Raw genomic sequence first — 18,896 nt, 5'->3', positions numbered from 1 at the left:
ATTATGCCTGAGAATCTTCCTCAGTATTTCTGAAATAAATTTTATCAGTTAACCATTCTTGAACAGCTAATGCATGAGGTTTTGGTAATTTTTCGTAAAATTTTGAAACCTCAATTTGCTCTTTATTTTCAAAGATTTCTTCAAGACTATCATTGTAAGTTGCAAACTCTTCTAACTTATCAATAAGTTCTTTCTTAATCTCTGTGTTAATTTGTTCAGCACGTCTTGAGATGATTGAAATTGACTCATAGATGTTTTCTGTTGGCTCATCTATTTGATTTCTATCATACGTTACCGTATTAACTGGAGCATTGGTCTTTTTTAAATCCATTATTATAAAATTAATTAACTTTTTGCGCTATAAGCTTTCAATTCTTCTTCTATAACCATGGCCATCTCATCCACATCACTGATGTATTCTGAGTTCGCATAGGTGCTTTTAAAAGTATTATTATAATCTTTTGCTATTTCTAAACGTTCTTTACGCTTTCGTTCTATACTGTTAACCGCCAACCTGTAAGCTGAATCTAATCTATAAAACAAAGCATCTTCTCTTAATGTTGAGCCAGGATATTCAAAAACAAAGTTTTCAAATGACCGAATAGCAGCCTCATAATCTGAAATAGTATTATATTGTTTTGCTATTTCAAAGGCCTTTTTCTCTAATTTAAAAACTAACTCCTTCATCATTGTATTGGCTTCAGCCAAATAACTAGAATTAGGGTATATATTTATAAATTCTTGAAGTTTTTCAATAGCTTCCTTGGTTTCTTTTTGTGATTTACTGTATACTGGTGACAGCATATAGTAACTCTTCACAGCTAAAAAAGAGGCTTCTTCTACCTTTTCACTTTTTGGGTAACTTGTAGCAAAACGCTCAAACTGATACCCTGCTACATAATAATCCTGTATTTTATAAAAAGAATAAGAATACAAATACATTAGTTTTTCTGCTTGAGGCTTACCTCTATAATTTGGTACTATTTGAGCAAATAGTTTATTCGCCTTTTCATATTTCCCCTCGTTATACAGCTGTTCTCCTAACTTAAACTTGGCGCCAATATCTGGTGCTTTCAAAACCTTTTGATACTCATTACACCCCATCACAGAAAGAGCAACTAATAATATGTAAAAAAATTTCTTCATAGTTTTTTAAACAGGATGCAAAATTAAGTTAATTATATCGATAATAAAAATAATATTTAAGACGAAAATAATTCTTGAAATACAGTAATAGCAAGGTTTAAGTAATATTTAACTTTTAGAGGATTCAATACGATCAAATAGCTTGTGATCAAGTATCATCTCTCCGTTTTCATTATAATAATACGCTTTAATAAATTTGTAATGCAATCTAATATCAGCTAGCAAATAGGAATACATTTGGTGCACAACTTGATTAAATGATTCATCATAATAGCTCACCATGATTAATATTTCACCTTGTTGTTCTATTAAATCGTTTTCAGCTATTCCAAATAAAGGACTGTCTTTATTAATATCATGAACTACTGTCCATGTGGTGGGTAAAAACTTTATGGTTTCCCGTTCTAACTTTAAATCATAAAATTCATTATTATACTCGCCCCTTTTATTCTTTTTTGAAAGCGATAATGTTACAGAAACCTTTGGATCTATCATGGTGCTTTTTCTGTTATTCTCTATCCTAAACATAACAGCTTTATGATCTCCAAAATCCCTGAAAACTAAATCTTCACTAAAACGTATTGCCGCCCTTGGCTTTGAAAACCGACCATAAAGCAAACCTGTAGTAAACGCAAAGAACATCAAACCTACAAAAGCTTCTAATGAAGACACCAGAGAACTAGCTAAACCATTTGGAGAAAGCGCCCCATAGCCAAGCGTTGTAAATGTTTGGGATGAAAAGAAAAAAGCGTTTAAAAAATCATCTACTAAATTGCCTGTTGCACTAATAATCTCTTCTATACCAATACATAGATAAACTACTGCAAAACATACGTTAGCCAAAATATAAGAACATAGAGCCAGAGCAAAAAACTGCCACCATGATACACCGATAAGAAAATGATAAGCCTCTGAGAACCTTCTAGCTTTGTTAAGATGTATAACGTTAAAAGATCCATCTTTGTTAATCATTCGTTTGGCAAATTGCGCCGACGAATTCCCTAAACCTGGATCCTTTATTTTTTTTCCCAATCTAAAATGCGCTTACAAAACTATTTATTTTGGATTTCAACTCATTAGAAGCAGGAACTAAAGGTAGTTTCACCTTGGCACTGCATAATTTTAAAGCCTCAAAAACAGCCTTAATACCGGCAGGGTTATTTTCCTCAAAAATATAGCCAATCACATCCATTAGTTTATAGTGTAGCTCATAAGCTGCTTTAGCCTCTCCTTTTAACCCTAACCTAATCATATCTGAAAATTCTTTAGGAAAAGCTTGACCAATAACAGAAATAACACCTGCACCTCCTGCTAAAGTAACTCCCAAAGCCAAATCATCATCACCCGAAATCACTAAAAAACCTTCTGGTTTATTTTTAATCAATTCGTAGTATTGAGCCATATTATTTCCAGCCTCCTTAACACCTATAATATTGTCGAAATCATTGGCCAATCGCAATGTGGTTTCAACATCAACGTTTTTTGAAGTTCTCCCAGGAACATTATACAAAATAATGTCTATGGGTGAGGCTTCTGAAATTGCTTTAAAATGCTGATAAACCCCTTCTTGAGTTGGTTTACTGTAATATGGTGATACAGATAAAATAGCATCTATCTGACTTAAATCTGTTGACTCAATTTCTTCAATTATTAAAGCCGTATTATTTCCGCCAATTCCTAACACTAAAGGTACCCTACCGTCACTGGCTCTAGAAATAGTTTCTATAACATCCTTCTTTTCTTGTTTGGTTAACGTAACACTTTCTGCCGTAGTTCCGCAAATAACAAGATAATCTGTTCCATTATCAATATTATAGTTTACAATATCGGTAAGAGCGTTGTGGTCTATACTTAAATCTGAATTAAATGGTGTTACCAGCGCTACTCCGGTACCTAAAAATTTACTCATTACTACTTTATTTTTTTTAATATTTTTAAATACTTAAAAACTTCCTCTTTAAATAAATGAAACTCGTTTAAACTCGTTTTAACTATTAAATCATTCACACGCTCATCAGACTGCATAATTCCTATTTTAAATTTTGCCTTTGAACGTGCCGTTATTATTTTTAATTCTAAAAGTTCCCGTTCATAAAAACTAATGAGCACATCAAACTTTGTGTCTAAAAAAGTTTCTAACCCACTGTTTTTTATAGCCCCATTCCATCCGAAATCATTTGCATTATAACACTCCTCCCAATTGCTAATAATTTCTTTTTTACTTTCAGAAAAAGCTATGATTTTGACTCTGTTTTCTTTAACTTGAATGTACTCAGCTAATTTGTAAAACAATTCTGCCTTATCTACCTCATCTACATTAAAGACAACACCTAAACTAATAACCGCATCATCACTTATATTCACATGACGCTCTGACAACAATTTGTTTAAGTACTTTTCATTTGATTTTTCCTTAAAACCCTTTAAAATCATTTAACTTTAAACTTTGCGCAAAGGTAACAAAAGTACATTCATTTTTTTTGTTTTGCACAGGAGGTTTACACTTTTATAAATTTTGTTATATTTTTTGTTTTCCTGAATCTACAAGCGCGCATTTACAAAGCCTAATTGGGCACTGATAAATCAAAAATTTAAGAATATTTTAAACCTGTAAAGGAGATATTCAAAATGAATATATGAGATATAAACTTTTTTAACTACAACTAAGAATAGTAAGAGTTATGCGTCAAAATTTCATTTATTAATAAATGAAACACGCTCATTAATGGAAGCATTTAATTGTCAAATAATAAGAGCTTTGATATTTTATTTAAACCAAAATATTATCTCCGGAAAAGCTTTCTTGCATTTCTGGTTCTTGGCTTACTTTACAATTATTTTCCTCAATAATAAACTTAAAAACAAAATACAATCCTAATAAATAAATCACCCTATTAATGACCAAGAACCCTAAATTGTTCACAAAGGATAAATTCAAATAATCAAGGGCGTTAGAAAACCCAAAACATACCGTTGCAATAAGAAATAAAATAGACTGCTTACTTTGAACATGTAAATAAACACCATATGATATGAAAACCAAAATCACGACTACCATGCTTTTAGCACTAAAAAACATCGCTTCAGCTTGTTCTAAAAACGGCATGCCAACAAGATCATAGAGCACCTTAAAAAAGAATAAAGCGACGCCAAACATCATTAGTAAATAAACCTTTATTAAACCGTCGAATTGCGTGAATTTAAACCTTGGCAACATCAAGACAATCAATTGAATAAAGGCTATGCACAAAAACATACTTTCTGTACAAACACTATTAAAATCAGAAAATATACTAACAGCACTTTCGCTCAAAAAAGCAAAAAACAAAAAGAAAACCATTGATGTGTTTATCTCATTTTTTCTCAAATAAAAGAAAATCAATAAAACCGGTATACTCAATGGTCGCAAAGACTGAATAAATACATCATCTTCTATAAAAACAGCAAGACTATTAATGACTGCCAAAAGGAAATAGGCAGCAAAAAAGACTTTATTAAAAGTAAATAAATTCCAGTTTTTCATGGCAATATCATAAGTAGGTATTTCAAACTTAAGTATAATTATGATAATGCCGTCAAAACAACACATTTAATCGACAAAATGCATCATAAACATGTATTTGGTCTAATATTCATTCCTAACAACAAAACAAACAGCCTGAGCTAATTACTATAATTCAAAAATTAGATGTTTATTTTGACTGAAAGAAAATATTATCTTTTAAAACGGCACAAAGAATGCTGAAGAAAACAAAAGGGCCATATATTAATTATAGTGCACTGAATAAATATAATAAGAAGCTATACTTAAAAGAAATCATTTCTCGTCACTAAAGGCATACAAATCGGACTTATTCACTTCCCCATTGTCGCGCAGTGATGATTGCTTATAGAAGAAATAAAATGCCAACAAACAAAATGTAGATGCCAACACATTTATTAAAACTCTTTGATCAATGTAATTATAAGCGATATCCATTACCTCAGAAAAAACTATGAGCAGAGCGCCTAGAAAAAGAAACAATGATTTCTTACTATCTCTATAAAAGTACGCCAGTAATGCCGCTGATAAGAGTACGAAAATAATAACATTATATACGAATTCCGTAAAATACTCATAGTCAAACTCTAATTCTGACTTCACAAAAAACTGAAGCACGTATATTAAATAAATGTTTAAAAATGTAAGTACAATCAAATGAATTTTGAAATTCTTAAGCACATGCTTTAGGTTAATAGTCTTACTTATTTTAACTAATAAAAATGTATACCCAAGAATGTATAAAAAACTGCCGATATAATAATCATATTCATAAAATATCAAACTTTCTTCGAAAGGGACATTATAAAATAAAATATAGTGCATAGTAACACCTAGTATATCAGACACAGAATAGCATATTAAAAACAGCAAGAAATATATATTCTTTCTTTTTGCAAGAATGATATATGCCATGGTGATTATTGGAACAAGTATTGAATCAAGAAAAAACGCAATATTGAATTCATTACTTATTTGAAAAATAATAAATAAAACATACACGATTAAAACAAAACTTGCCCAAACTTTTGGATTGGTCATATTACGCAATTCTGGTTAGCAGGAACGAATGTAGTAATAATTCATTAAAAAATCGTTAAAAACATGAAATTTATCGATTAAACGCTTATTCTTTGTAAGAATTCATTTTCATTAATTATTGAAATATTCAATTTATCTGCCTTTTCCTTTTTACTAGGACCCATATTAGCCCCTGCAACTATATAACTCGTTTTTGATGAAATCGAACTGCTAACCTTACCTCCATTTTTTTCAATTAGCTTTTTAAGTTCATTCCTAGAAACTGTTTCGAACACTCCAGTAACCACAATAGTATCACCTTTTAATAATTCTGTTTGCCCTAAAAGGACATCAGCTGATAATTCTAATTGTAAACCAAAATCTTTAAGCCTACCAATTATTAATACATTTCGCTCTGAATTAAAAAAGTCAACAACACTTTCCGCAATTTTTATTCCAATTTCATCAACATTTACCAAATCTTCTAAAGAAGCTTGCGCCACGGCATCAATACTTTTGTAATGCTTAGCCAGTTTTTTTGCCACTGTTTCTCCAACATAGCGAATACCTAAGGCAAATAAAACACGCTCAAAAGGAATCTTCTTTGACTGCTCAATACCTTTTACTAAATTCTCTGCACTTTTATCCGCCATGCGCTCTAAAGGCATGACCTGCTCCTTTGTTAACGTATACAAATCGGAGTAATTTAAAATCAACCCTTCATTAACTAATAGTGCAACCGTTTCCCCCCCCAAACCATCTATATCCATGGCTTTTCTTGATATAAAATGTTGTATTCTACCAATTATTTGAGGGTTACACCCAAAATAGTTTGGACAATAGTGTTGCGCCTCTCCTTCTTTTCGTATCAGTTCTGTATGACATTCTGGACACGTCTCAATGTATTTCGTAGGTACAGAATTCAGAGGTCTTTGCGTTAAATCAACTCCCAGAATCTTCGGGATAATCTCTCCTCCCTTTTCTACATAAACTATATCGTCTACTCTGATATCTAATTTCTCAATTTGATCGGCATTATGAAGTGATGCACGCTTTACCGTTGTACCTGCTAATTCTACAGGTTCAAGATTTGCTACCGGCGTTATAGCTCCCGTTCTGCCGACCTGATAAGTAATACTATTTAATTTGGTAGAAACCTGCTCAGCTTTGAATTTATAAGCCATTGCCCAACGTGGCGCTTTAGCCGTGTACCCCAACTCCTCTTGCTGCTGTAAATTATTTACTTTTATGACTACACCATCTGTTTCATATGGTAAATCATGTCTATGAATATCCCAATGGTCTACAAATTCCAAAACTTCATCAATTGAAAACACTAATTTTGAGACATCTGGCACTTTAAAACCCCATTGTCTTGCCTTTTCTAAACTTTCATATTGGGTGTTAATCCCAATATTGGTTCCTGTTAAATTATAAAGTAAACATTCTAATGGGCGTTTAGCTACTTCAGCGCTATCTTGCAACTTCAAGCTTCCAGAAGCCGTGTTTCTTGGGTTCCTATAAGGCTCTTCCCCTAAGGCAATACGCTCCTCATTCATGCTATTAAATCCTTCAAATGGCAATACAATTTCACCTCTGATATCAAACTTTTCAGGATAATCGCCTTTTAATTGCAGTGGCACTGATTTAATAGTTTTTACATTAGCCGTTACATTATCACCCTGAAAACCATCACCACGTGTTACTGCCCTGACAAGCATGCCTTTTTCGTAGGTTAAACTAATTGAAGCACCGTCATATTTCAATTCACAAGTATAATGAACATCTCCATCAACCAACTTTTTGATACGCGTTTCCCAATCTTGTAAATCGATTCTTGAGTAGGAGTTATCCAAAGAATACATACGATGTTCATGCACGGTAGTTTCAAAGTTTTTTGTCACCTCACCACCAACACGTTGGGTTGGTGAATTAGCATCATACCATTCTGGATGTTTTGCTTCCAGTTCTTGTAACTCCTTTAATTTTAAATCAAAATCATAATCGGAAATTGAAGGTTCATCTAGGACATAATAATTGTGATTATGTTGTCTGAGTTCATCTCGTAGACTTTTTATTTGCTGTTCTATTTCTTTCATTAACTTTTTACTCCTTTAATCATTCTATCTTTTCTGTAGATATCTTGTTTAAGTTCCAATTCTGTATAGTTATTTTCTTGTAGTAAGCTGATCATTTCCTTTCCTAAATATTCATTGATTTCAAAAAAGAGAAGCCCGCCTTTATTTAAACTCGCTTTAGAAAAATGTATAATGGCTTTATAAAATTGCAAAGCATTATTGTCTTTAACAAACAAAGCTAAATGAGGTTCGTTATCTAGAACATTAGGTTTCATGAAAGCTTTTTCTTGCTCCCTAACATAGGGCGGATTAGAAACAATTACATCAAATTTAAAGTTCTTTAAATTTGTGGTTTGCAAAATATCTGCTTCAATAAATTCAACGTTAACGGCATTCGAGTCTGCATTCTGCCTAGCGATATGCAATGCATCAGTACTAACATCCATGGCATAAATTTCTGCTTGAGGCAAATGCTTTGACAATGAAATAGCAATACTACCACTACCCGTACCTATATCTAAAATCTTAATTTTTCTTTCCGGATTCACATGATTTAAAAGCCAAGCTACTAACTCTTCAGTTTCTGGTCTTGGAATTAACACATATTCATTTACCTTAAAGTTTAAGCCATAAAACTCAGATTCACCAATTATATATTGTACCGGCATTTGTTGCTTTAACATACTAAGCGCTCGTAAAATAGGCTCGTCGTTTTCAACGAGAATCTCCGGATTCAAAGCCAATTGTATTCGGGTAACTTTATAAAAGTGATCAATAAGCATATAAAACACACTATCAATTTCTTCAATGGTAGAAATTGATTTTAACTCCTCGTGAAATATATTCTGAATACTTTTTAATATCATAACGTCTTAATCATCCATACTCCACAGGAGTAATGACCTGTATTTCCCATGGCTTCCTTAAGATGAGAAAAACCATAGCTTTCATAAATATGAATAGCTGCTTTTAATTGAGAAGCAGATTCTATATAGGCACTTTCATACCCATATTCTTTAGCGGTTTGTAAACATTTTTCAAATAATGCTCTTCCATATCCCTTTCCTCTTGCACTAGGCGAAAAATACATTTTCTGAATTTCACAAACGCTATCCTCAAAATCCGTTAATGGTTTAATACCTCCGCCTCCTAATACATCGCCATTGCAATCAAGCACAAAATAACGTTCCCTATTATCCTGATAAGACTCAAACATTCGAGGCGTTTCTCTATCCGTATACGCTGTGCCCTCCAAAGGAATTTTAAACTCATGAAAACAAGCTTTTATAACTTGCTCCAATTGCCCATTATCTTGGGGTTCAATTTCTCGTATAACTATAGTATCTTTACTCACTTTAAAAGACTCACGTATTATTAAGTGAAGATACATTAATTAGAAAAAAAACGTAATTAAAAAATTCATAATCTTATCAACAAAAACGTTCATAAGATATAAATTTCAAAAGTGTACAATCATTAACACGGGTCTTTATCAAATAAAACATATAATTATTGACTGCTCACCAAATTTACATAAAACGCTGTCTTGACATAGCAAAAAAGGGCTTAGGAACTACAAGGCCAAATCCGTCAGTTGGTTGTGTTATAGTTCACAACAACCAAATTATTGGTGAAGGTTTTACTAGTAAATATGGTGGAAATCATGCTGAAGTAAATGCAATAAATTCAGTTGCGAAAACAAATTTACTTAAGGAGTCTACGCTTTATGTTACTCTTGAACCCTGTGCACATTATGGAAAAACACCACCATGTAGTGACTTGATAATTAAGCATAACATTCCAAGAGTAGTTATTGGATGTTTAGATGACAATAAAAAAGTTGCGGGCAAAGGCATAAAGAAACTTGAGAATGCTGGTTGTCAAGTTATTGTTGGCGTTCTAGAAAAACTCTGCAAAATTCATCATAAACGTTTTTTTACATTCCACAATAAAAAACGCCCTTACATTATTTTAAAATGGGCAGAAACAAATGATGGCTACATAGCGCCTGGAATAAGAAATGAGCAAAAACCTGTCTGGATTACTAATGTGTTTTCAAGACAACTTGTTCATAAATGGCGAACCGAAGAACAATCCATTTTAATTGGTACCAATACCGCTATAGCAGATAATCCCAGTTTAACTGCTCGAGATTGGAGCGGAAACCAACCTATTCGGGTTGTTTTGGATAAAGAAGGTAAATTACCTCAGAATTTCAACATATTTAATAAAGCATCAAGTACAATCTCAATTACTAAAAGCGATATTGATTTTTCTCAAAATATTGTAGAACAAATTTGCAACCTACTTTATGATAAAAATATTAATTCATTAATTGTTGAAGGTGGTACAAAAACACTGCAGTCCTTCATCGATGAAAACCTCTGGGATGAAGCCCGAGTATTTATAGGAAATACTGCATTTAATTCAGGTGTGATAGCACCAAAATTATCCGGACACCTTGTTTCAGAAGTGTCCATTTTAAACGATTCATTAAAGACTTATTTAAATGATTAAAACATTAATTTTTGACTTTGGCAATGTATTTATTAATCTAGATATTGAAGGGGCTCAAAAAAAAGCGTTTAACACTTTTCAGGTTGACAAGCTTTCAGAAGAAATGATTGGATACAATAGCTTTTACGAGCAAGGCCTTATTTCAACCGATGAATTTCTTAATTTTTATACGGATAATTTCCCCAATTTATCCAATGAGGAATTAGTAAATGTATGGAATTCAATTCTAAAAGACTTTCCTGAGCACCGACTTAATTTTTTAAAAGAACTCAAATCTAATTCAGATTATAAGCTTATACTTTTAAGCAATACCAATGAAATTCATATTAATTGGATTAAAGAACACATTTCCTTTTATGAGGATTTCAAAAACTGCTTTGATGCCTTTTACCTGTCCTATGAAGTTAATTTAGTCAAACCGAATCATGACATTTTTAAGTTTGTTCTAAACGAGCAAAAGTTGATTGCCGAAGAATGTTTATTTATTGATGACAATGCTTCCAATATAGCTAGTGCTAATTCTTTAAAACTAAACACCTGGCATATTAAGCCATATACTGAAGACGTTACAACTCTATTCGATACTAAAAAGAATTTGTTTTAAAGCTTGTGAGTCAAAAAGACACATATAAAACCATTGACACTTCCCCTGAACCAGTACTTTTCAAGGATAAAAACAGTAAGTTCTATGGTTATATCTTCCCTGTTAAAACAGAAGAAAATGTAAAGGCGAGTTTAGAAAAACTAAAAAAGGAGCACCATTCTGCCAGGCATTGGTGCTATGCCTATCAACTAGGAACAGAAACCATTACCTACAGAGCCAATGATGATGGAGAACCTAGCAACTCTGCAGGCATGCCCATTTATGGTCAAATTCAATCCTTTGAAGTTACCAATGTATTAATTGTAGTAGTTCGTTATTTTGGCGGTGTGAAACTAGGTGTGGGCGGCTTGATTAACGCCTATAAAACGACTGCGCAATTGGCTCTAAATGATTCTGATATTATTGAAAAAACCATAAATAATGATTTTCTAATTTCTTTCGATTATAAGAATATGAATAAAGTCATGAGAATCATTAAAGAAAAGCGACTAACCATTATTAATCAAAAATTAGAATTAGATTGCCAAATAACAATATCCATTAGAAAAAAGGATGCTATGGACATATTTCATCTTTTCGATCAATTATATGAAATTAATATCACGAAAATAAATTAACTAGCATGAAGAGCATCCAAAATATACTGCGGCGGTCTCGTTGGCTTATTAGTTTTCATATCTATAAACACCAAAGTTGTTTCGGCAGTTGTTAAAATTTCACCATTTTCATTAGTTATTTCGTACTCAAATTCAATCTTTACCGTTGGCGCTTTTTTTAGTTGAGTTTTTACGTTAATTACATCATCATAACCCGCTGATTTTTTATAGTTTAAATGCATGGAGACAACTGGAAGCATCACCCCATTCTCTTCCATTTTTTTATAAGACACCCCAATTTTTCTAAGCCACTCAATTCGCCCCATTTCTAGATATAATGCGTAATTCCCATGATAGACCACTCCCATTTGATCTGTTTCACCATATCTCACTCTTATTTGTATTTCATCGAATTTCATAAGCTTTATTGGATATTTTTTTGTAGTTTCGAATACGACTTAAACATGAGGAAATATTTCTGAAAAATCAATAGTATTTCATTTTTTTTTTAAGATTTTTGTTCACATATTTGTCGTGCTAAAAAAGGGAGTTGCATAATCAATTTATTATGCAGTTATTCTAAACTAACCAAATAATCCAATAGAATTAAAAAATGAGTATAACTGCCCAATCGGTATGGAACAATTGTCTGGAATTTATAAAGGATAACATCCAACCGCAAGCATACAAAACTTGGTTTGAACCGATAATTGCAGTTAAACTTACGGATAACGCCTTAAGTATTCAAGTACCTAGCAAATTCTTTTACGAATGGCTTGAAGAGCATTATGTAAAAATTCTTAAAGTGTCTCTTACCAAAGAATTGGGAGAAACAGCTAAGCTTGTTTACATTATTAAAATGGAAAACACTTATGGCAATAAGCAACCTTTCACTGAGAAAATACCTAGTTCAAACCGATTAGGATTGAAGTCGCAAGACGTTGATATTCCCTTAAATAACAAAAGCCCGCAATTACGCAATCCATTTGTTATACCTGGTATAAGAAATGTAAAAATTGAATCGCAGTTAAATCCAAATTATAGCTTTGAGAACTTCTTAGAAGGTGATTCCAATAGATTAGCACGTAGTGCTGGATTAGCTGTAGCAGCCAAACCTGGCGGAACCTCATTTAATCCGTTATTAATTTTTGGTGGTGTAGGCTTAGGAAAAACACATTTAGCGCATGCCATTGGTGTTGATATAAAAGATAAGTATCCAGAAAAAACGGTTTTATATATTTCAGCTGAAAAATTTACGCAACAATATATAGACGCGGTTAAGAAGAACAATAGAAATGATTTCATTCATTTTTATCAAATTATAGATGTTCTCATAATTGATGACGTACAATTCCTTTCTGGAAAAACTGGAACACAGGATGTATTCTTCCACATATTCAATCATTTACATCAAAATGGCAAACAGGTTGTCTTAACAAGTGATAAGGCTCCTGTAGATATGCAAGACATCGAGCAACGCTTACTATCGCGTTTTAAGTGGGGGTTATCAGCCGAATTACAAAACCCAGATTTTGAAACTAGAGTTTCTATACTTAGAAACAAATTATATCGTGATGGTGTTGAAATGCCAGAAGATATCATTGAGTATGTTGCTAAGAATATAAAATCAAATGTGAGAGAATTAGAAGGTGCAATCATTTCACTAATTGCCCAATCTTCTTTTAATAAAAAAGAAATCACAATTGACTTAGCACGTACCATCGTTGAAAAATTTGTCAAAAACACAAAACGAGAGGTTTCCATCGATTATATTCAAAAAGTAGTTTCTGATTATTTTCAGATGGATATTGATACACTTCAATCAAAAACGAGAAAACGTCACATTGTTCAAGCGAGACAATTGGCCATGTTCTTTGCTAAAAAGCTCACAAAAGCGTCTTTAGCAAGTATTGGTTCGCAAATTGGTAAGCGAGATCATGCTACAGTACTTCATGCTTGTAAAACTGTTGACAATTTATCTTCTACAGATAAACAATTCAGAAAGTATGTTGAGGATATTACTAAAAAACTTTCTGTTTAAAAAAAACACATCATGACTAAGATATTGATGGTTTGCTTGGGGAACATTTGTCGTTCACCCCTAGCTGAAGGTATTCTTAGATCCAAGTTACCTAATACATTATTTAAAGTTGATTCTGCCGGAACCGCAAGTTACCATATTGGCAGTGCTCCAGATAAGCGATCCATTGCTGTTGCAAATAAACACGGCATAAATATATCTCAATTAAAAGGTAGGCAATTTGAAGTTTCTGACTTTGATCGATTTGATACAATTTACGCTATGGATCTATCTAACTATAATAACATACTAGAACTAGCAAGAACCCCTAACGATCATTCTAAAGTAAGACTGATTTTAAATGAAATTTATCCGGATGCCCAACATGATGTTCCCGATCCTTATTACGGCGGTATTTCTGGGTTTGATGATGTTTACAAAATGCTTGACCTAGCCTGTGAATCTATTGCAAATAATTTAACTTCTAAATAAAATGGACGCAAAAGGCAACCTGTACTTAATACCTACAACTTTGGGTGACAACGCGCCTTTGGAAGTACTTCCAATCTCTGTAAAACGCGTCATTGAGGAAACAGACTTCTTTATTGTTGAAAATGAAAAAACAGCACGACGCTTTATTAAAAAGATTTGTCCTGAAAAATCGCAACCATCGCTTAATCTCTTTCTACTAAATAAATTTACTAAAGATACCGATGTACCAACCTTTCTTGCACCCTGTTTAAATGGAATCAATGTCGGTATACTTTCTGAAGCCGGATGTCCCGGCGTTGCCGATCCTGGAGCTGATGTTGTGCGCATAGCTCATAGTAAAAATATTAAAGTCATACCGCTAGTAGGTCCTTCTTCTATTCTAATGGCCATAATGAGTTCGGGTATGAATGGTCAAAGTTTTGCATTTAATGGCTATCTACCCATTGATAAAGGCGAACGAAAAAACCATTTAAAACGTTTGGAACGCTTATCTTTTGAACTTAATCAATCACAAATTTTTATTGAAACACCATATAGGAATAACAAAATGCTTGAGGATTTGTCAGGGACTTTAGACAGAAACACCCATGTTTGTGTAGCCTGTGATATCACCTTAAGTACGGAGTTTATAAAGACTAAAACGGCCGAAACGTGGAAAAAAAATAAGGTAGACCTTCATAAAAGACCTACCATATTTATTATACACAAATTTAAAACTATTTAAATCGCCTTAGCCTTTTTATTGGCCTTTACAAATGACATGTCATAACCCGAGAAGCGTTTCATATAATGATACACTGTAGTACCGTAACCATCGGCAAAGTTATCTAAGCCATAACTTCTTAAGTATTTCTTTACACTACCCGGGCCTGCTAAATGAGCAGCTGCCAGAATACCTGATTCTGTAATGATAATACCATTGATACGTTTACCCACGAAGTTTTTAATATCTCGTCTCAATATCCACTTGTTACGCGCCGCATTTGCAACAAAAGCTTTTTCCTGCAACCCTGGACTTGCTAGAAATTCTTCGGGGTTATGAATACCTATAAGTCTTAAGGTACCTGCACCAAACTGATATTTTCCTAAATAACCATAGGTATTAACCGAAAAATAATTACCTCCTGACTCCTTAAAAGCGACGGCTTCCTTAAAACCGACAAATGACTTTCCTAAAAAAGGTGAGAATTCTTGATCATCCATAGGATTTGGATCTGCCAATTTATCCTTAAAATCAGCGTCTTTACTTACAGTATAATATAAGTCTAAACCGCTGGTTGAATACTTACAAAAATCGGAACTATTTAAATCAATAGTTTCATTTGACTGTAATGACAAATACAATAAAACTGAAATTGCCATTGTAAGCGTAATGATACTTCCAATATTTCTTATCATAATTTCTAAATTTATTCAATGTATTTTATAATTAAATACACCTTAAAATTTCAGCGTGCAAAATTATGATTTTTTTCTATAAAGTCAAAATTACTCGTTTATGTGCTTTTTTTAGAAGTAGAATAGATGAAATACAGTGCCTTTTTCACTAAATTCTAAGGTAGGAAGAGGTACTTTTATCATATTAAAAACATCGAAAACGGTACTTAAAACCCTTGAATTAGTCTTAATACCGTTTAAATTAATATCCAAACTTAGATAGTACTTCCGATAAGCTTCTTTCGATGTAACATATTGATTTACAATGTTTTCAGTATCAGAAAGCATGCCTTCAGCACCATAACCGATACCAATATTTAGCCATTCAGGTATCCTACTTGTTTTAAAAAAGGCTTTTAAATTAAAGCTTAACCAATAAGTTTGCCCATTATAGTCTTTAAGCATTTGCTCTAGAACGGTTGATCCGAGCTTTTCAGGTTGCAATTCTGCGTACTTAGTCTGATGAAAAGAGTACTTAAACGCAATTCTTTGCTCATTCCAGAGTAATTCTTGACCAATATACATTCCAGATCCTAATGCATTAGCCATCACATCTCCCCAAGAAAAACCCCACTCCGCTGAATAACCATCAAGAATTTCAACAGCCGTTAAAAAGGTAAATCCTAGCGTTGCACCATAAATTAATTGATTCTTTTTACTAACACCACTCCAATTAAGTAATTGCGCCCCATGCTTTCCTAATTGATACGAGGTAAAGGCATGTCCCAATTTATCCATCTGCATCCAGGCATCATTATCATTAATAGTATGAAAACTGGAACGCTCATAATCGGCGTACCAAAGTTCATTCAAGCCAATTAGAGCAATAGTTGCCAAAGATGCTTCTGATACAATGACCCCATTCCGCCTAGGAATGTTTAACGTATCACTGGGGGTAAGAAATTGATTAATTTTAGATTGCGAAATAGTAATGCTTGGTAATAAAACAAAAAATACGATATGTCTTAATACTTTCCAATTCACTATTTATTTATGCCTTGTGCCGACAAATAACGCTGATAATTTCTGGCGTTTACATTATGCTGGGCCAATGTTTTAGCAAAATTATGATAACCTATGCGTTTTGCATCTGCTGCAAAATATAGATATTTATGTTTCTCATAATTTAATACAGCCTCAATAGCCGTGATATCGGGCATAGCGATAAGCCCTGGGGGTAAACCGCTATATTTATAAGTATTATAAGGCGAATCAATCTCCTTATGTACATTAAGAACACGCTTAATCACAGTATTTTCATATTGAGGTAATTGATAAGCGGCAAATTTAAGCGTGGGATCTGCTTGCAGTGGCATGCCAATTCTTATCCTATTAATATAGACTCCAGCAATACGCGGTTGCTCTGAAGCTTGTTTGGACTCTTCATGCACAATAGAGGCTAATGTAATGACCTCATTAGAAGAAAGTCCTAGTCCTTTAGCCTTTTTTAATCTATCCGAATTCCAAAACCTATAATATTCCTTCAACATTCGCGCTCTAAATTGTTCAGCAGAGGTGTTCCAAAAAAATTCATAACTATTCGGAATATACATGCCTAAAGCGGTTGCTTCTTGAAACTTATTTTTAGACAAAAACGCACTATCAGTCATTGATTGCAATAGGCTAATACTATCTGCCTCAATTTGAGCAGCAATTCTACCGGCTAACTTTTCTAAGTTTTCCTGATTATTAAAAGATACTTTAACTGGTAGGTTTTTGCTTCTAATAGTGTTGATAATGTCGTTATTAGTCATGCCCTTTTTAACTTCGTACTTTCCCGCTTTAATGTGCGTGCTATATTCTTTTTTATGCGCCAAATCATCAAAGGAATCAATGTCCAATAATAAAGGTTCTAATTGGCTTCTTACTTCGGCATAACTTGCATTTGAAGGAATAAAAATAAAGGCCGATTCATTATTAAATGCCGTATTTGGCTTCAGCATAGCTTTATAAACAAAGTTTGCAAAAAATGCCGCTACAACAAGGCCAATAATTACGATAGCTAAAAGAATTTTTTTTATATACATTTAATTATTTATAAGCTGAAATAAATATTCATTTTTAAAAGAACCATTAACATAATTCCAGTCCTTTTTTAATCCAATTTGTTGGAAACCCTGATTTGAAAAGAGCTTAATACTTGCTGTATTACTTTCCAAAATATTACAATACAATTGATGCAAATCTAAGTGCGTAAAACAATAATCAATCAATAATTCTAAAGCTTCCCGGCCATAACCTTTTAACCGGTCTTGAGGTTCTTTTACCAAAATACCAACGCCCGATCGCTTATTTTTAAAATCAAAATCAAATAAATCAATCAGCCCTAACGTGAGATGTTCATGGCTTGAAATAACTAACCTTAATTGTTTTGCCTCATAAATATCTTTATGCACATTTTCTAAATATTGTTTTATTAGAAACTTGGAATAAGGGGTTTGCGTGCAACTAATTTCCCAAATAGCTTCATCATTTTCAACCTCATGAATAAAATCTAAGTCTTCGGGTTCAAGAGCGCGTAAATAAATATGTTCCCCTTTTAAAGTCATTATATTGTGCCTTCAAATACTATTTTTGCAGGACCTATAAGCCATACATTATCATAAGCGCCGTCTTGAGATTCAAAACTCACTTCTAACACCCCGCCTTCAACTTGTAACGTTACCTGATTCGCTTTAGTCTCTCCTATACTATGCATAGCAATAGCTACCGCAGTTACACCTGTTCCACAGGATAAGGTTTCATCCTCCACACCACGCTCATACGTTCTTACTCTAAAGGCATCTTCTGTTAGCTTTTGTACAAAATTCACATTACTTCCTGCGTCATTATAAGGCGCTCCATACCGTATTTCAGCACCTTTTGACTTGATATCAAAATTCTCAATATTAGATTCAAACTGCACATGATGCGGTGATCCTGTATTTAAAAAGACATGTTCTTTATGCTGTTCAACAACAGGAACATCTACCATTTGAAGTTTTACAATATCACCTTCTATATGAGCATGATGCAAACCATCAATAGCCTCAAAAACGGCTTTATCTTCAATAACTCCCAATTGCTTGGCAAAAGCCACCAAACAGCGTCCACCATTTCCGCACATAGAACTCTCATTGCCATCAGCATTATAATACACCATTTTAAAATCATAATCTGGGTGATTCTCCAATAGGATTAATCCGTCAGCACCTATGCCAAAACGTCTGTCACATAAAAAAGCAACATGTTTGGTATTATTTTTGTCGAATGTATGTTGACGATTATCAATCATCACAAAGTCATTTCCGGTTCCTTGATATTTATAAAAAGTCTGTCGCATAATTAGCAGCAAATATATAAATATTATACCGTTTTATTGATTGTTAAATCGCCGTTAAAGTTGATTTTTAAATTCAATAAATCTTTAATTTTAATGTTAATAAATAAAATAAAAACCATATAA

General features: G+C 33.0%; 22 protein-coding genes. 6 read left to right on the top strand and 16 right to left on the bottom strand.

The window, feature by feature from the left end; all coding sequences use genetic code 11:
* Position 1: 1 nt before the first annotated feature.
* From IE051_RS00250 to IE051_RS00205, 10 genes are all read right to left on the bottom strand, one after another.
* Entirely contained in the window at positions 2–331 is a 330-nt protein-coding gene (locus IE051_RS00250) for a DNA-directed RNA polymerase subunit omega (RefSeq protein WP_189358281.1), read from the bottom strand.
* A 14-nt stretch (positions 332–345) separates the two neighbouring features.
* Complete coding sequence (locus IE051_RS00245; protein WP_189358279.1) at positions 346–1,146, bottom strand: outer membrane protein assembly factor BamD; 801 nt, start codon at positions 1,144–1,146, stop codon at positions 346–348.
* Positions 1,147–1,254: 108 nt separating this feature from the next.
* Complete coding sequence (locus IE051_RS00240; RefSeq protein WP_189358277.1) at positions 1,255–2,178, bottom strand: ion channel; 924 nt, start codon at positions 2,176–2,178, stop codon at positions 1,255–1,257.
* Position 2,179: 1 nt separating this feature from the next.
* Entirely contained in the window at positions 2,180–3,055 is an 876-nt protein-coding gene (dapA, locus tag IE051_RS00235; RefSeq protein ID WP_189358276.1) for a 4-hydroxy-tetrahydrodipicolinate synthase, read from the bottom strand.
* 2 nt (positions 3,056–3,057) lie between these two features.
* Positions 3,058–3,579 (bottom strand): DUF6913 domain-containing protein, encoded by a 522-nt coding sequence (locus IE051_RS00230; protein ID WP_189358274.1) that lies wholly within the window; start codon positions 3,577–3,579, stop codon positions 3,058–3,060.
* A 337-nt stretch (positions 3,580–3,916) separates the two neighbouring features.
* On the bottom strand, positions 3,917–4,669 hold the full coding sequence (locus IE051_RS00225; protein WP_189358272.1) for a hypothetical protein: 753 nt from the start codon (positions 4,667–4,669) through the stop codon (positions 3,917–3,919).
* Between the two features lie 294 nt (positions 4,670–4,963).
* Positions 4,964–5,728 (bottom strand): hypothetical protein, encoded by a 765-nt coding sequence (locus IE051_RS00220; RefSeq protein ID WP_189358270.1) that lies wholly within the window; start codon positions 5,726–5,728, stop codon positions 4,964–4,966.
* A gap of 77 nt (positions 5,729–5,805) precedes the next feature.
* Positions 5,806–7,806 carry an NAD-dependent DNA ligase LigA gene (gene ligA / locus IE051_RS00215; RefSeq protein WP_189358268.1) on the bottom strand — a complete coding sequence of 667 codons (2,001 nt, stop codon included), beginning with the start codon at positions 7,804–7,806 and terminating at the stop codon, positions 5,806–5,808.
* Positions 7,806–8,651, bottom strand: a complete 846-nt coding sequence (prmC, locus tag IE051_RS00210; protein WP_189358266.1) for a peptide chain release factor N(5)-glutamine methyltransferase — start codon at positions 8,649–8,651, stop codon at positions 7,806–7,808. Before prmC ends, ligA begins: the two co-directional genes overlap by 1 nt.
* On the bottom strand, positions 8,648–9,139 hold the full coding sequence (locus tag IE051_RS00205; protein WP_189358264.1) for a GNAT family N-acetyltransferase: 492 nt from the start codon (positions 9,137–9,139) through the stop codon (positions 8,648–8,650). The genes prmC and IE051_RS00205 overlap by 4 nt, the downstream gene beginning before the upstream one ends.
* A gap of 158 nt (positions 9,140–9,297) precedes the next feature.
* On the opposite strand from IE051_RS00205, the gene ribD reads away from it, so the two are divergent.
* Genes ribD through IE051_RS00190 form a run of 3 tightly spaced genes read left to right on the top strand, consistent with a single transcriptional unit; the run spans position 9,298 to position 11,523 of the window.
* The gene (gene ribD / locus IE051_RS00200; RefSeq protein ID WP_189358262.1) at positions 9,298–10,302 is read left to right on the top strand and encodes a bifunctional diaminohydroxyphosphoribosylaminopyrimidine deaminase/5-amino-6-(5-phosphoribosylamino)uracil reductase RibD; all 1,005 of its coding nucleotides are present in this window, start codon (positions 9,298–9,300) and stop codon (positions 10,300–10,302) included.
* A complete protein-coding gene (locus IE051_RS00195; RefSeq protein ID WP_189358259.1) occupies positions 10,295–10,906 on the top strand; it encodes an HAD family hydrolase in 612 nt (203 codons plus the stop codon). Before ribD ends, IE051_RS00195 begins: the two co-directional genes overlap by 8 nt.
* A 5-nt stretch (positions 10,907–10,911) precedes the next feature.
* On the top strand, positions 10,912–11,523 hold the full coding sequence (locus IE051_RS00190; RefSeq protein ID WP_189358258.1) for an IMPACT family protein: 612 nt from the start codon (positions 10,912–10,914) through the stop codon (positions 11,521–11,523).
* Here the strand turns inward: IE051_RS00190 and IE051_RS00185 are convergent.
* Positions 11,520–11,921: an acyl-CoA thioesterase gene (locus IE051_RS00185; RefSeq protein ID WP_189358255.1), complete on the bottom strand. Its 402-nt coding sequence runs from the start codon at positions 11,919–11,921 to the stop codon at positions 11,520–11,522. The two genes, IE051_RS00190 and IE051_RS00185, sit on opposite strands and share 4 nt — an antisense overlap.
* A 194-nt stretch (positions 11,922–12,115) precedes the next feature.
* Here IE051_RS00185 and dnaA point away from each other — a divergent pair, with 194 nt between their 5' ends.
* Genes dnaA through IE051_RS00170 form a run of 3 tightly spaced genes read left to right on the top strand, consistent with a single transcriptional unit; the run spans position 12,116 to position 14,738 of the window.
* Positions 12,116–13,543 carry a chromosomal replication initiator protein DnaA gene (gene dnaA, locus IE051_RS00180; protein ID WP_189358253.1) on the top strand — a complete coding sequence of 476 codons (1,428 nt, stop codon included), beginning with the start codon at positions 12,116–12,118 and terminating at the stop codon, positions 13,541–13,543.
* 12 nt (positions 13,544–13,555) lie between these two features.
* Positions 13,556–14,014 (top strand): low molecular weight protein-tyrosine-phosphatase, encoded by a 459-nt coding sequence (locus tag IE051_RS00175; protein WP_229796686.1) that lies wholly within the window; start codon positions 13,556–13,558, stop codon positions 14,012–14,014.
* Position 14,015: 1 nt separating this feature from the next.
* Positions 14,016–14,738, top strand: coding sequence for an SAM-dependent methyltransferase (locus tag IE051_RS00170; protein ID WP_189358251.1), 723 nt, complete (start codon positions 14,016–14,018; stop codon positions 14,736–14,738).
* On the opposite strand, the gene IE051_RS00165 is transcribed toward IE051_RS00170, so the two are convergent.
* The 5 genes from IE051_RS00165 to dapF all read right to left on the bottom strand — a co-directional run bounded on the left by IE051_RS00165 (position 14,735) and on the right by dapF (position 18,773).
* The gene (locus tag IE051_RS00165) at positions 14,735–15,412 is read right to left on the bottom strand and encodes a lysozyme family protein (protein WP_189358249.1); all 678 of its coding nucleotides are present in this window, start codon (positions 15,410–15,412) and stop codon (positions 14,735–14,737) included. The genes IE051_RS00170 and IE051_RS00165 overlap by 4 nt on opposite strands.
* A 111-nt stretch (positions 15,413–15,523) precedes the next feature.
* Positions 15,524–16,435 carry a DUF2279 domain-containing protein gene (locus IE051_RS00160; protein WP_189358247.1) on the bottom strand — a complete coding sequence of 304 codons (912 nt, stop codon included), beginning with the start codon at positions 16,433–16,435 and terminating at the stop codon, positions 15,524–15,526.
* Entirely contained in the window at positions 16,435–17,478 is a 1,044-nt protein-coding gene (mltG, locus tag IE051_RS00155) for an endolytic transglycosylase MltG (RefSeq protein WP_189358245.1), read from the bottom strand. The genes IE051_RS00160 and mltG overlap by 1 nt, the downstream gene beginning before the upstream one ends.
* Entirely contained in the window at positions 17,479–18,003 is a 525-nt protein-coding gene (locus IE051_RS00150; RefSeq protein WP_189359350.1) for a GNAT family N-acetyltransferase, read from the bottom strand.
* Positions 18,000–18,773: a diaminopimelate epimerase gene (gene dapF, locus IE051_RS00145; RefSeq protein WP_189358243.1), complete on the bottom strand. Its 774-nt coding sequence runs from the start codon at positions 18,771–18,773 to the stop codon at positions 18,000–18,002. Before dapF ends, IE051_RS00150 begins: the two co-directional genes overlap by 4 nt.
* Positions 18,774–18,896 lie beyond the last annotated feature (123 nt).

The sequence above is a fragment of the Algibacter mikhailovii genome, assembly GCF_014651495.1.
Classification (GTDB): domain Bacteria; phylum Bacteroidota; class Bacteroidia; order Flavobacteriales; family Flavobacteriaceae; genus Algibacter_E; species Algibacter_E mikhailovii.
Note: the sequence above shows the minus strand (reverse complement) of the source record. Positions and strands in the feature narration are given on the sequence as shown.

Excerpts from the sequence above, each read along its gene's own strand:
- IE051_RS00250 (WP_189358281.1), bottom strand. The coding sequence starts at position 331 with ATGGATTTAAAAAAGACCAATGCTCCAGTTAATACGGTAACGTATGAT.
- IE051_RS00245 (WP_189358279.1), bottom strand. The coding sequence starts at position 1,146 with ATGAAGAAATTTTTTTACATATTATTAGTTGCTCTTTCTGTGATGGGG.
- dapA (WP_189358276.1), bottom strand. The coding sequence starts at position 3,055 with ATGAGTAAATTTTTAGGTACCGGAGTAGCGCTGGTAACACCATTTAAT.
- IE051_RS00230 (WP_189358274.1), bottom strand. The coding sequence starts at position 3,579 with ATGATTTTAAAGGGTTTTAAGGAAAAATCAAATGAAAAGTACTTAAAC.
- IE051_RS00225 (WP_189358272.1), bottom strand. The coding sequence starts at position 4,669 with ATGAAAAACTGGAATTTATTTACTTTTAATAAAGTCTTTTTTGCTGCC.
- IE051_RS00220 (WP_189358270.1), bottom strand. The coding sequence starts at position 5,728 with ATGACCAATCCAAAAGTTTGGGCAAGTTTTGTTTTAATCGTGTATGTT.
- ligA (WP_189358268.1), bottom strand. The coding sequence starts at position 7,806 with ATGAAAGAAATAGAACAGCAAATAAAAAGTCTACGAGATGAACTCAGA.
- prmC (WP_189358266.1), bottom strand. The coding sequence starts at position 8,651 with ATGATATTAAAAAGTATTCAGAATATATTTCACGAGGAGTTAAAATCA.
- IE051_RS00195 (WP_189358259.1), top strand. The coding sequence starts at position 10,295 with ATGATTAAAACATTAATTTTTGACTTTGGCAATGTATTTATTAATCTA.
- IE051_RS00185 (WP_189358255.1), bottom strand. The coding sequence starts at position 11,921 with ATGAAATTCGATGAAATACAAATAAGAGTGAGATATGGTGAAACAGAT.
- dnaA (WP_189358253.1), top strand. The coding sequence starts at position 12,116 with ATGAGTATAACTGCCCAATCGGTATGGAACAATTGTCTGGAATTTATA.
- IE051_RS00175 (WP_229796686.1), top strand. The coding sequence starts at position 13,556 with ATGACTAAGATATTGATGGTTTGCTTGGGGAACATTTGTCGTTCACCC.
- IE051_RS00170 (WP_189358251.1), top strand. The coding sequence starts at position 14,016 with ATGGACGCAAAAGGCAACCTGTACTTAATACCTACAACTTTGGGTGAC.
- IE051_RS00165 (WP_189358249.1), bottom strand. The coding sequence starts at position 15,412 with ATGATAAGAAATATTGGAAGTATCATTACGCTTACAATGGCAATTTCA.
- mltG (WP_189358245.1), bottom strand. The coding sequence starts at position 17,478 with ATGTATATAAAAAAAATTCTTTTAGCTATCGTAATTATTGGCCTTGTT.
- dapF (WP_189358243.1), bottom strand. The coding sequence starts at position 18,773 with ATGCGACAGACTTTTTATAAATATCAAGGAACCGGAAATGACTTTGTG.